Source organism: Streptomyces echinoruber (assembly GCF_014651135.1).
Classification (GTDB): Bacteria; Actinomycetota; Actinomycetes; order Streptomycetales; family Streptomycetaceae; genus Streptomyces; species Streptomyces echinoruber.
On the sequence record NZ_BMWH01000003.1, the window covers coordinates 425,093 to 436,979 of the forward strand.

Annotated in this window: 11 protein-coding genes; 9 read left to right on the top strand and 2 right to left on the bottom strand. The window is 71.9% G+C overall.

What is annotated here, in order from left to right; all coding sequences use genetic code 11:
* Positions 1-16: 16 nt before the first annotated feature.
* From ilvN to serA, 3 genes are all read left to right on the top strand, one after another.
* A complete protein-coding gene (gene ilvN / locus IE225_RS06915) occupies positions 17-541 on the top strand; it encodes an acetolactate synthase small subunit (protein WP_190056437.1) in 525 nt (174 codons plus the stop codon).
* Between the two features lie 155 nt (positions 542-696).
* Positions 697-1,695 carry a ketol-acid reductoisomerase gene (gene ilvC, locus IE225_RS06920; protein ID WP_190056438.1) on the top strand — a complete coding sequence of 333 codons (999 nt, stop codon included), beginning with the start codon at positions 697-699 and terminating at the stop codon, positions 1,693-1,695.
* 274 nt (positions 1,696-1,969) lie between these two features.
* Positions 1,970-3,559 carry a phosphoglycerate dehydrogenase gene (gene serA / locus IE225_RS06925; RefSeq protein ID WP_190056439.1) on the top strand — a complete coding sequence of 530 codons (1,590 nt, stop codon included), beginning with the start codon at positions 1,970-1,972 and terminating at the stop codon, positions 3,557-3,559.
* A gap of 66 nt (positions 3,560-3,625) precedes the next feature.
* Here the strand turns inward: serA and IE225_RS06930 are convergent, their stop codons facing one another.
* Positions 3,626-5,161 carry an MFS transporter gene (locus IE225_RS06930; RefSeq protein WP_190056440.1) on the bottom strand — a complete coding sequence of 512 codons (1,536 nt, stop codon included), beginning with the start codon at positions 5,159-5,161 and terminating at the stop codon, positions 3,626-3,628.
* A gap of 121 nt (positions 5,162-5,282) precedes the next feature.
* On the opposite strand from IE225_RS06930, the gene IE225_RS06935 reads away from it, so the two are divergent.
* Both IE225_RS06935 and IE225_RS06940 read left to right on the top strand, forming a co-directional pair.
* Complete coding sequence (locus IE225_RS06935; RefSeq protein WP_190056441.1) at positions 5,283-5,897, top strand: TetR/AcrR family transcriptional regulator; 615 nt, start codon at positions 5,283-5,285, stop codon at positions 5,895-5,897.
* Positions 5,881-6,321, top strand: coding sequence for a nucleotidyltransferase domain-containing protein (locus IE225_RS06940; RefSeq protein WP_190056442.1), 441 nt, complete (start codon positions 5,881-5,883; stop codon positions 6,319-6,321). The genes IE225_RS06935 and IE225_RS06940 overlap by 17 nt, the downstream gene beginning before the upstream one ends.
* Before the next feature lie 113 nt (positions 6,322-6,434).
* On the opposite strand, the gene IE225_RS06945 is transcribed toward IE225_RS06940, so the two are convergent.
* Positions 6,435-7,679 (bottom strand): PucR family transcriptional regulator, encoded by a 1,245-nt coding sequence (locus IE225_RS06945; protein WP_190056443.1) that lies wholly within the window; start codon positions 7,677-7,679, stop codon positions 6,435-6,437.
* 141 nt (positions 7,680-7,820) lie between these two features.
* Between IE225_RS06945 and IE225_RS06950 the strand changes: the two genes are divergently transcribed.
* From IE225_RS06950 to IE225_RS33690, 4 genes are all read left to right on the top strand, one after another.
* Positions 7,821-8,747 (top strand): proline dehydrogenase family protein, encoded by a 927-nt coding sequence (locus tag IE225_RS06950; RefSeq protein WP_190056444.1) that lies wholly within the window; start codon positions 7,821-7,823, stop codon positions 8,745-8,747.
* A gap of 305 nt (positions 8,748-9,052) precedes the next feature.
* Entirely contained in the window at positions 9,053-10,684 is a 1,632-nt protein-coding gene (gene pruA, locus IE225_RS06955) for an L-glutamate gamma-semialdehyde dehydrogenase (RefSeq protein ID WP_190056445.1), read from the top strand.
* 209 nt (positions 10,685-10,893) lie between these two features.
* Positions 10,894-11,439 (top strand): GNAT family N-acetyltransferase, encoded by a 546-nt coding sequence (locus tag IE225_RS06960; protein WP_190056446.1) that lies wholly within the window; start codon positions 10,894-10,896, stop codon positions 11,437-11,439.
* 257 nt (positions 11,440-11,696) lie between these two features.
* On the top strand, positions 11,697-11,828 hold the full coding sequence (locus IE225_RS33690) for a hypothetical protein (protein WP_086025501.1): 132 nt from the start codon (positions 11,697-11,699) through the stop codon (positions 11,826-11,828).
* The last annotated feature ends 59 nt before the right edge of the window (positions 11,829-11,887 follow it).

Here is an 11,887-nt window from a genome sequence, read left to right on the forward strand (position 1 = left end):
AGAGAGCCCACGAGACATGTCCAAGCACACGCTCTCCGTCCTGGTGGAGAACACGCCGGGCATCCTCGCCCGCATCGCCGCCCTGTTCTCCCGGCGCGGCTTCAACATCGACTCGCTCGCGGTCGGTGTCACCGAGCACCCGGACATCTCCCGCATCACCATCGTGGTGAACGTCGAGGACCTGCCGCTGGAGCAGGTCACCAAGCAGCTCAACAAGCTCGTCAACGTGCTGAAGATCGTCGAGCTGGAGCCGTCGCAGTCCGTCCAGCGCGAACTCGTCCTGGTGAAGGTGCGCGCCGACAACGAGACGCGCTCGCAGATCGTCGAGATCGTCCAGCTCTTCCGCGCCAAGACCGTCGACGTCTCCCCGGAGGCCGTCACCATCGAGGCCACCGGAAGCAGCGACAAGCTGTCGGCCATGCTCAGGATGCTGGAGCCGTACGGCATCAAGGAGCTGGTCCAGTCCGGCACCATCGCGATCGGCCGCGGCGCCCGCTCCATCACGGACCGCTCGCTGCGCGCGCTCGACCGCTCGGCGTAATCCGGCGCGTCATCCCGCGCCCCGGGCGGCCGGTGACCCGCCGGCCGCCCGCATACGGGTGCCGTGTGCGCCCGTATACCGAGACCCTGAGACCTCCCGCCCGCCCACCGTCATACGGTGGGAGCACCATCTGCACACCAAGGAGAGAACACAAAGTGGCCGAGCTGTTCTACGACGACGACGCCGACCTGTCCATCATCCAGGGCCGCAAGGTCGCGGTCATCGGCTACGGCAGCCAGGGCCACGCCCACGCCCTGTCGCTGCGCGACTCGGGCGTCGACGTGCGCGTCGGCCTGCACGAGGGCTCCCAGTCCAAGGCCAAGGCCGAGGAGCAGGGCCTGCGCGTGGTGACCCCGGCCGAGGCCGCCGCCGAGGCCGACGTCATCATGATCCTGGTGCCGGACCCGATCCAGGCCCAGGTCTACGAGGAGTCCGTCGCGCCGCACCTGAAGGACGGCGACGCGCTGTTCTTCGGCCACGGCTTCAACATCCGCTTCGGCTTCATCAAGCCCCCGGCGGGCGTGGACGTGTGCATGGTCGCCCCGAAGGGCCCGGGCCACCTGGTGCGCCGCCAGTACGAGGAGGGCCGCGGCGTGCCCTGCATCGTCGCCGTCGAGCAGGACGCCTCCGGCAGCGCCTTCGCCCTCGCCCTGTCCTACGCCAAGGGCATCGGCGGCACCCGCGCCGGCGTCATCAAGACCACCTTCACCGAGGAGACCGAGACCGACCTGTTCGGCGAGCAGGCGGTGCTGTGCGGCGGCACCGCGGCGCTGGTGAAGGCGGGCTTCGAGACCCTGGTCGAGGCCGGCTACCAGCCGGAGATCGCCTACTTCGAGTGCCTGCACGAGCTGAAGCTGATCGTCGACCTCATGTACGAGGGCGGCCTGGAGAAGATGCGCTGGTCGATCTCCGAGACCGCCGAGTGGGGCGACTACGTCACCGGCCCGCGCATCATCACCGACGCCACCAAGGCCGAGATGAAGAAGGTCCTCGCCGAGATCCAGGACGGCTCCTTCGCCCGTAACTGGATGGACGAGTACCACGGCGGCCTGAAGAAGTACAACGAGTACAAGCAGCAGGACTCCGAGCACCTGCTGGAGACCACCGGCAAGGAGCTGCGCAAGCTCATGAGCTGGGTCGACGAGGAGGCGTAAGCCTCATCCCGAGGGGCCGGAGCAGCGCTGCTCCGGCCCCTGCCGCGCACCGTGGGCGATGCCCCGGCCAGGTGTTGTCCAACCCGTAGTGTCACGGACGGGTGATCCTTCCGGAGCGGAGCGGTACGACGACCGATACGCCACTACACTGCTGCACCAATACGCGTTCAGGCCCACAGCGTCGTGCGTCTTCCACGCGGCTTGTCTCCCCACCTCCTCCCGCCTGCGGCCGTCGGGACGGCCGTCCGCATGCATAGGACCTGCGAGGACTCACGTGAGCTCGAAACCTGTCGTACTCATCGCTGAAGAGCTGTCGCCCGCGACCGTCGACGCACTGGGCCCGGACTTCGAGATCCGGCACTGCAACGGCGCCGACCGAGCCGAACTCCTGCCCGCCATCGCCGACGTGGACGCCATCCTGATCCGCTCGGCCACCAAGGTGGACGCCGAGGCGATCGCCGCGGCCCGCAGGCTGAAGGTCGTCGCACGGGCCGGCGTCGGCCTGGACAACGTCGACGTCTCCGCCGCCACCAAGGCCGGCGTGATGGTCGTCAACGCCCCCACCTCCAACATCGTCACCGCCGCCGAGCTGGCCTGCGGCCTGATCCTGGCCACCGCGCGCAACATCCCGCAGGCCAACGCCGCGCTGAAAAAAGGCGAGTGGAAGCGCAGCAAGTACACCGGCGTCGAGCTCGCCGAGAAGACCCTCGGCGTCGTCGGCCTCGGCCGCATCGGCGCGCTGGTCGCGCAGCGCATGTCCGCGTTCGGCATGAAGATCGTCGCCTACGACCCCTACGTGCAGCCGCCGCGGGCCGCGCAGATGGGCGTGAAGATGCTGACGCTGGACGAGCTGCTGGAGGTCTCCGACTTCATCACCGTCCACCTGCCCAAGACGCCCGAGACGCTGGGCCTGATCGGCCACGAGGCGCTGCGCAAGGTCAAGCCGAACGTGCGGATCATCAACGCCGCGCGCGGCGGCATCGTCGACGAGGAGGCGCTGTACTCGGCGCTGAAGGAGGGCCGCGTCGCCGGCGCCGGCCTCGACGTGTTCGCCAAGGAGCCGTGCACCGACTCCCCGCTGTTCGAGTTCGACCAGGTCGTGTGCACCCCGCACCTGGGCGCGTCCACCGACGAGGCGCAGGAGAAGGCGGGCATCGCCGTCGCCCGCTCCGTCCGCCTCGCCCTCGCCGGCGAGCTGGTCCCGGACGCGGTCAACGTCCAGGGCGGGGTCATCGCCGAGGACGTCAAGCCCGGGCTGCCGCTCGCCGAGAAGCTCGGCCGCATCTTCACCGCCCTGGCGGGCGAGGTCGCGGTGCGGCTGGATGTCGAGGTGTACGGCGAGATCACCCAGCACGACGTCAAGGTGCTCGAACTCTCCGCCGTCAAGGGCGTGTTCGAGGACGTCGTCGACGAGACGGTGTCGTACGTCAACGCCCCGCTGTTCGCCCAGGAGCGCGGTGTCGAGGTGCGGCTGACGACCAGCTCGGAGGCGACCGAGCACCGCAACGTCGTCACCGTGCGCGGCACCCTCGCGGGCGGCGAGGAGGTGTCGGTCGCCGGCACGCTCACCGGACCCAAGCACGTGCAGAAGATCGTCGCGATCGACGACTACGACGTGGACCTGGCGCTCGCCGACCACATGGTCGTCCTGCGCTACGAGGACCGTCCGGGCGTCGTCGGCACCGTCGGCCGCATCCTCGGCGAAGCCGGCATCAACATCGCCGGCATGCAGGTCTCCCGCCGGGCCGCGGGCGGCGAGGCGCTCGCCGTCCTCACCGTGGACGACACGGTGCCCGCCGGGGTGCTGAACGAGCTCGCCACGGAGATCGGTGCCACCTCCGCCCGGTCGGTGAACCTGGCCTGAGGCCTTCGGCAACGCCAACGCCGTACGGGCCGACCGGTGTCGGCCCGTACGGCGTTCTTGCATGCCCTACTTCTTCCCGGCCTCGATCCTCCGCAGCGTGGCCGCCGCCCCCACCGCGGCGAGCGCCAGCAGCACCGCCCCGGCGACCGCCGCGCCGTGCATCCCGCGGGTGAACGCCTCCCGGGCCGCGGCGAGCAGGCTTTCACCGGTGCGGCCGGGCAGCCGGGTGGCCGCGGCGAGCGCGCCGCCCAGGGTCTGGCGGGCCGCGGCGGGGGCCGTGGAGGGCATCTCGTGGCGGTAGACCGCCGTACCGATGGAGCCCAGCACCGCCATGCCGAGCGCGCCGCCGAACTCGGTGCCGGTCTCCAGGAGGGAGGAGGCCGTGCCCGCCCGCTCCGGCGGGGCGCTGCCCATGGCCAGGTCGGTCAGCTGGGACATCACCGCCACTATTCCGCAGGCGAGGACACCGGCCGCGGCCAGGGTGAGCCACAGCGAGTCGGTGCCGGTGAGGGCGAGGAGCGCGTAGCCGGCCGCCGCGACGGCGAAGCCGCCGGCGACGACGTGCGCGCGGTGGACGCCCCGCTGGACCAGCCGGGTGGTCACCGGCGCGGCCACCCCGATGAACACCGACGGCAGCAGGCTCCACAGCGCGGCCGCCAGCGGGCTCTTGCCCAGGACCGACTGCAGGTACTGGGTGGTGAAGACGGCCGAGCCCATCATGCCGAACGCGGAGAGCAGGGTCAGGACCAGCGACGGCGGGAAGCCGTGGGCGCGGAAAAGCGCCGGCGGGATCAGCGGGGAGGCGGCGGTGCGCTGCCGGCGCACGAACAGGGCCGCGCAGAGCAGGCCGAGCGCGAGGGAGACGACGTACTGCGGCCGCCATCCCTCGGAGGGGATCTCCTTCAGGCCGTAGACCACGGGGAGCACGGCGGCCAGCGACAGCGGGACGCTCGGCCAGTCGAAGCGGCCGGGCTCGGGGTTCTTCGACTCCGGGAGCAGCACCGGGCCCAGGAGCAGCAGCAGCGCCATCGCGGGCAGGTTGACGAGGAAGACCGAGCCCCACCAGAAGTGCTCGACCAGGACGCCGCTCAGCACCGAGCCCAGGGCGATGCCGCCGGTCATCACGCCGGACCACAGGCCGATCGCCTTCGCCCGCTCGGCGGGGTCGGTGAACATCGTGCGCAGCAGGGCCATCGTGGACGGCATCAGGGTGGCGCCGCCGACGCCGAGGACCGCGCGGGCCGCGATCAGCGTCTCCGCGCTGCCGGCGTAGGCCGCGAGCGCCGAGGTGCCGCCGAAGGCCGCGGCTCCCAGGAGGAGGAGCCTGCGGCGGCCGATGCGGTCGCCGACGGCGCCCATCGTCATCAGCAGGCCGGCCAGGACGAAGCCGTAGACGTCGAGGATCCACAGCTGCTGGGTGCCGCTCGGCCGCAGGTCCGCGCCGATCGCCGGGAGGGCGAAGTACAGCACCGACACGTCCATCGAGACCAGCAGCAGCGGAAGCATCAGCACGCCGAGCGCGGTCCATTCGCGGCGGCCGGCGCGGGCGGGGGCGCTCCGGGCGCCCGGCGGGGTGGTGGTCGTGCTCGTCGGGTTCGTCATGCCGGGAACTGTACGGGCGTTTTAAACGGCTGTCTAGTACGGCCGTATAAAACTGCTGTCTGGGTCGCTTGTCTGGGTCACTTGTCTGGGACGTATGTCTGAAACGGGCTAGGGTGGGCCCATGGGACACCGCGAGGATCTGCTGGAGGGCGCCAAGCGCTGCCTGCTCGCCAAGGGCTTCCTGCGCACCACGGCGCGCGACATCGTCAAGGAATCGGGCACCAACCTGGCGTCGATCGGCTACCACTACGGCTCGAAGGACGCGCTGCTGGCGGCGGCGTACGTCTCCCTGATCGAGGAGATGGGGGACCGGTTCGACCCGGGCCGGGGCGCGGGCGGCGCGACGACGGCGCCGCCGGGGTCGCTGGAGCGGTTCCGGGAAGTGTGGGACAACATCATCCGCGCGCTGCCGGAGTCCCGCGCGATCTGGCTGCTCAGCTTCGAACTGATCCTCCAGGGCGACCGGGTCCCGGAGCTGCGCAAGCTGCTGGTCGAGGCCCAGGAACAGGGCCGCTCCGGCATCGTGCCGCTCTTCACCGGCATCCCCGAGGACGAGCTCGACGCGGAGACCGTCGACACCGAGGGCCGCTTCTACCAGACCCTGCTGCAGGGCCTCATGGTCCAGTGGCTCTTCGACCCCGGCTCCGCCACGGACGCCGACCGGCTGACGGAGGGACTGCGCCGGGTGATCGGCCGGGTGATCGCGGGGACGGGCGGCGATGACCGGACGGGATGAGACCCGGCCCGGCCGGCCCGCCGAACGCGCCCGCGTCGTCGACCGCGTCACCCGTGCCGCCGCCGCCCGCCCGGACGTGATCGGCCTCCTCCTGGCCGGCTCCACGGCCCGCGGCACCGCCCGCCCCGACTCCGACGTCGACCTCGTCCTGCTCACCACCGACCCGGCCCGCTACGCCGACGGCGCCTGGACGGACGCCCTCGGCCTGGGCACCCGGCTGCGCACCCGCTCCTGGGGCGCCGTCACCGAATGGCGCTACGCCACCGCCTCCGGCCTCGAAGTCGAGATCGACGTCGGCTCCCCGGACTGGGCCCGCACCGACCCCGTCGACCCCGGCACCCGGCGGGTCGTCACCGACGGCGCCCGGCCGCTGCACGACCCGCGGGGCCTGCTGGCCGCGCTGCTGCGCGCCTGTACGCCGTAGCCGACCGCGCTGCTGTACGCCTGCACGCCGTAGCGGCCCGGGGCCTGTGCGCCGTAAACGGCCCGGGGCCTGCACGTCGTAGCCGGCGGGCCCGGGGCCGCCCGGGCCGCCGGCTACAGCCGTGCCCCCTTCAGCGCCATGTGCAGCAGCAGCCGGTCCTCGCCGTCGTCCAGGTCGAGGCCGGTGAGCTGCTCCACGCGGGAGAGGCGGTAGTAGAGGGTCTGACGGTGGATGCCCAGCTCGGCGGCGGTACGGCCGGCCTGGCCGGCGCAGTCGAGGTAGACCTCGGCGGTGCGGGCGAGGTCGCGGTGGGCGGGGGAGAGCAGGGCGGCCACGGCGAAGTCGCGGGGGGCGTCCGGCGGCAGCGCGGTCAGCAGGCGGTAGGGGCCGATGCGGGACCACTCGGCCACCGGGCCCAGCCGCGGCTCGGCGAGCGCCGCCCGCGCCGCGCCGGCCGCCTGCCGCCACACCGTGTCCAGCCCGGCCAGCCCCGAGCCCGGCTCGCCGACCCCGGCGGCCACCGCCGGCCGGTGCCCGCCGGACGCCGGAGGGACGGGAAGCGCGGCCGCCTCCTTCAGCAGGCGCGAGGCGGCCGTCAGCGCCGGGGTCCGCACGTCCGTCGAGCGCAGGCGGACCAGGACGGCCAGGCTCAGCGCGGTGGCGCCCCAGGGCAGGGTGCACAGGGCGGTCGCGTGCGGAACCGTGCGCGCCGAGGGGGCGTCCTCGGGGTCGGCGGACGGCCAGGGCGCCACGCACACCAGCGTGTGCGGACCCTCGCCGCGCGGCCCCAGGGCGGTACGCAGCGCGGCCACCGCCATGTCGGCCTGCCAGCCGCGCTCGGCGGTCAGCACCGCGCGCAGCTCCCGGCTCAGGTCGGCGCCGTGCTGGACCTCGTCGGCGAGCAGCGCGCCGATGCGCGCCGTCACCTCCATGGCGGCGGCCAGTTGCCGCTCGCCCGGCCCGGGGTCGGAGTCCAGCAGCCACACGTAGCCGAGGACGACGCCCCGGTGGCGCACCGGCAGGCAGATCCGCCCCCGATAGACCCCGGCCTGAGGGTTGGGCGGGATGCGGACCGGGCCGGTGGCCCGGGTGATGCCGAAGCCCTCGAACCAGGCGCGGACGGCGGCGGTGGAGCGCCGGGTGAGGATCGAGCGGGTGCGCACCGGGTCCAGGGCCGTCGGATCCAGGTCGCCCTCGCTGTCGTAGGCACCGAAGGCGATCAGCTCGAAGTCCCGGTTCTCCAGGGTGGCCGGGGCGCCCAGCAGCTCGGAGATCTCGTCGACCAGCTCCTGGTAGTCCGCTCTGTAATCCGACGTCACTTGGGCATTCTGCCGCAGGCCGGGCAGGTCTTCATACATCTGTCGGAGATCCGGGGCACGGATGCGTGACAGCTGTCGATGGCCGAGGATCGGAGGGATCCTTAGGTTTCACGGTGGTTCTCCGTGCCGTACCCGACCCGTCGGGTTCCGGCCATCTGCTGCTGTTGTTGGAGGTGCCCCGTGCTGGGTCCCGTGATTCTCGCCGCGTCGCGCAGCGACCGGATGCGACGCCTGATCTCGGCGGCCCCGGTGACCAAGCAGGTCGTCGACCGCTTCATCCCGGGCGAGACGGTCGACGACGTCCTGCCGATCGTGAAGGACCTCGCCGACCGCGGGCTCGAGCTGACGATGGACGTCGTCGGCGAGGACATCACCACCCCCGAGCAGGCCGCCGCGGCCCGCGACGCCTACCTGGAGCTGATCGAGCGGCTCGGCCCGCTGCAGCTCGGCACCCGCGCCGAGATGTCCGTGAAGCTGTCGATGTTCGGCCAGGCGCTTCCGGGCGGCCACGAGCTGGCGCTGACCAACGTCCGCCCGGTCGTCGAGGCCGCCGCCGCGATCGGCACCACGGTCACCCTCGACGCGGAGGACCACACCACCCTGGACTCGATGTTCGCCATCCACGAGGAGCTGCGGAAGGACTTCCCGCAGACCGGATGCGTCATCCAGGCCTACCTCTTCCGCACCGAGGCCGACGCCCGCCGCCTCTCCGCCGCCGGCAGCCGCGTCCGCCTGGTCAAGGGCGCCTACAAGGAGCCCGCGTCGGTCGCCCACCAGGACAAGCGCGAGATCGACAAGGCGTACGTCCGCATCCTGCGCACCCTCATGGAGGGCGACGGCTACCCGATGGTCGCCACCCACGACCCGCGCCTGATCGCCATCGCCGAGGAACTCGCCCGCCGCGCCGGACGCAAGAACGACCAGTACGAGTTCCAGATGCTGTACGGCATCCGCACCGAGGAGCAGCAGCGCCTCGCCGCCGAGGGCCACCGGGTACGCGTCTACACCGCCTACGGCACCGACTGGTACGGCTACTTCATGCGGCGCCTGGCGGAGAAGCCGGCCAACCTGCGCTTCTTCCTCCGGAGCATGATCAGCCATGACTGACGCAACGAGGCTGTGCCGCGGCATCGGCCGGGGGTCCGGGGGTTGTCCCCCGGGAAGGCGCAGTATGAGGCGCCTGGCGGAGAAACCGGCCAACCTGCGCTTCTTCGTCCGGAGCATGATCAGCCATGACTGACGCAACGAGGCTGTGCCGCGGCATCGGCCGGGGGTCCGGGGGTTGTCCCCCGGGAAGGCGCGGTATGAGGCGCCTGGCGGAGAAACCGGCCAACCTGCGTTTCTTCGTCCGCTCGCTGGTCAGCAAGGGCTGAGCCCGCACCACACCGCTCACGCAAGGAGACACGGATTCCATGGACGCTGTGACCCAGGTCCCCGCCCCCGTCAACGAGCCGGTGCACGGCTACGCCCCCGGCTCGCCCGAGCGCGCCCGGCTGGAGGCCAAGCTGAAGGAGCTGGCCGACAACCCGGTCGACCTGCCCTGCACCATCGGCGGCGAGAAGCGGATGGGCGGCGGCGAGGCCTTCCAGGTCGTGCAGCCGCACAACCACAAGGCCGTGCTCGGCACCTACCGCAACGCCACGCGGCAGGACGCGAAGGACGCCATCGACGCGGCCCTGGCCGCCGCGCCCGCCTGGCGCGCGCTGCCCTTCGACGACCGCGCGGCGATCTTCCTGCGCGCCGCCGAGCTGCTGGCCGGCCCGTGGCGCGAGACGCTCGCCGCCTCGACCATGCTCGGCCAGTCCAAGACCGTCCAGCAGGCCGAGATCGACACCCCGTGCGAGCTGGTCGACTTCTGGCGGTTCAACGTCCACTACGCCCGCCAGATCCTCGCCGAGCAGCCCGCCGCCAACTCCCCGGGCGTGTGGAACCGCCTCGACCACCGCCCGCTGGAGGGATTCGTCTACGCGATCACGCCCTTCAACTTCAGCGCCATCGCCGGCAACCTGCCGACCGCGCCCGCGCTGATGGGCAACGTCGTGGTGTGGAAGCCGTCCCCGACCCAGACCCACGCCGCCGTGCTGCTGATGCGGCTGCTGGAGGAGGCGGGCCTGCCCAAGGGCGTCATCAACCTCCTCACCGGCGACGGCATCGAGGTGTCCGAGGTCGCCCTGAACCACCCGGAGCTGGCCGGCATCCACTTCACCGGCTCGACCAAGACCTTCCAGTACCTGTGGAAGACGGTCGGCGCCAACATCGAGAAGTACCGCTCCTACCCGCGCCTGGTCGGCGAGACCGGCGGCAAGGACTTCGTCGTCGCCCACCCGAGCGCGGACCGCGCGGTGCTCAAGACCGCCCTGATCCGCGGCGCCTTCGAGTACCAGGGCCAGAAGTGCAGCGCCACCTCCCGCGCCTACATCCCGGCGTCGATCTGGAACTCCGGCTTCAAGGAGGAGTTCTGCGCCGAGGTGGACGGCATCACCATGGGTGACGTCACCGACCTGTCGAACTTCATCGGCGCCGTCATCGACGAGCGCGCCTTCGCCAAGAACAAGGCCGCCATCGACCGCGCCCAGCAGGACCCGTCCTGCACGATCGTCGCGGGCGGCACCTACGACGACTCGGTCGGCTGGTTCGTCCGCCCGACGGTCATCGAGTGCACCGACCCGGAGAACGAGGTGTTCCGCACCGAGTACTTCGGTCCGATCCTCGCGGTGTACGTCTACGAGGACGACAAGTACGAGGAGATGCTGACCCAGATGGAGTCGGTCTCCGACTACGCGCTGACGGGCTCGGTCATCGCCAACGACCGTGCGGCGGCCGCGTACACGGCCGAGAAGCTCCGCTTCGCCGCCGGCAACTTCTACATCAACGACAAGTCCACCGGTGCCGTCGTCGGCCAGCAGCCCTTCGGCGGCGGCCGCGCCTCCGGCACCAACGACAAGGCCGGCGCCCCGCAGAACCTCCTGCGCTGGACCTCCACCCGCGCCATCAAGGAGACCCTGGTCCCGCCGACCGACTACACCTACCCGCACATGGGCTGACACACCGTCAGTGAACCGGGCGCGGGCCGCCGTCGCGTGGACGGCGGCCCGCGCCCGCGCGTTTCCCGTGTTCTCGTGTTCAGGTGTTCCCGTGTCCCCGTGCCGGGGTTGTGTCTCCGTACCGGCCTTGCTCCCGTATCGGACTCCTGCCCGCACCGGGTTCATACCGGCGCGATGCCCATGCCCCGCACCGGGCCCATACTGGCGCGATGACGGCTCGCTTGCGCCTGCGCACCGCCCACACCGCCGACCTCGCCCCCGCCGACCTGCGGGACATCCGCGCCCTGCTGGACGAAGCCTTCCACGGGGACTTCACCGACGAGGACTTCGAGCACGGCCTCGGCGGCATGCACGCCCTCCTGCACGACGCCGCCGGGCTCGCCGCGCACGGCGCCGTCGTCATGCGGCGCGCCCGGCACGCGGGGCGCTGGCGGCGGATCGGGTACGTCGAGGCCGTGGCCGTACGGGCCGACGTGCGGCGGCGCGGGCTCGGCGGCCGGGTGACGGAGGTTCTGGAGCGGATCGTGGACCGGGCCTACGACGCCGGCGCGCTGTCCGCGAGCGAGGAGGGCGCCCGGCTCTACGCGGCGCGCGGCTGGCGGCTCTGGCCGGGCCGGATCTGCGCCCTGGGACCCGGGGGCGTCGTGCGCCTGCCGGAGGAGGAGGGCTGCGTGTACGTCCGCCCCGCCCTCGCCGGTCCCCTCGACCCGCCGGACGAACTGGTCTTCGACTGGCGGGACGGGGACGTGCTGTAGAGAAAAGCCCAGGTCGCGGCGGTGTGAGGCAGGGCACTGTCTCAGATAGTAGGAAGTCCGAGTAATTGTGGAGACAGCCGCGTGCCGCTGCCCTAGCTTTGTAAGAGCCGAACGTCTCGCTCCCATCCAGCGAATGGCGGCTGTGAGCCGGCCCCACGCAGGCGATCCCTGCGGCCGCAGCTCCCCGCCCCTTCCGGCGTCTCGTTATCCGTTCCTTTTCCTGCACGCCCCCTCGTGTGCCGAAGGAGTCGATTCCCATGGCCGAGACGACCGTCCGCCGCCGCGTCCGCCACGTCTCCCGTACGAGCGAGTCCGACCGCAAGAACGCCGCTGCCGCGCTGCAGCGCGCCCTCGACCGCCGGGACAACGGCGGCCAGACGGGCCACTGAGCGCGCTCCGCGGGTCCACGGGTCCACGGGTCCGTGAGTTCGCGGACCCGTGGGTTCGC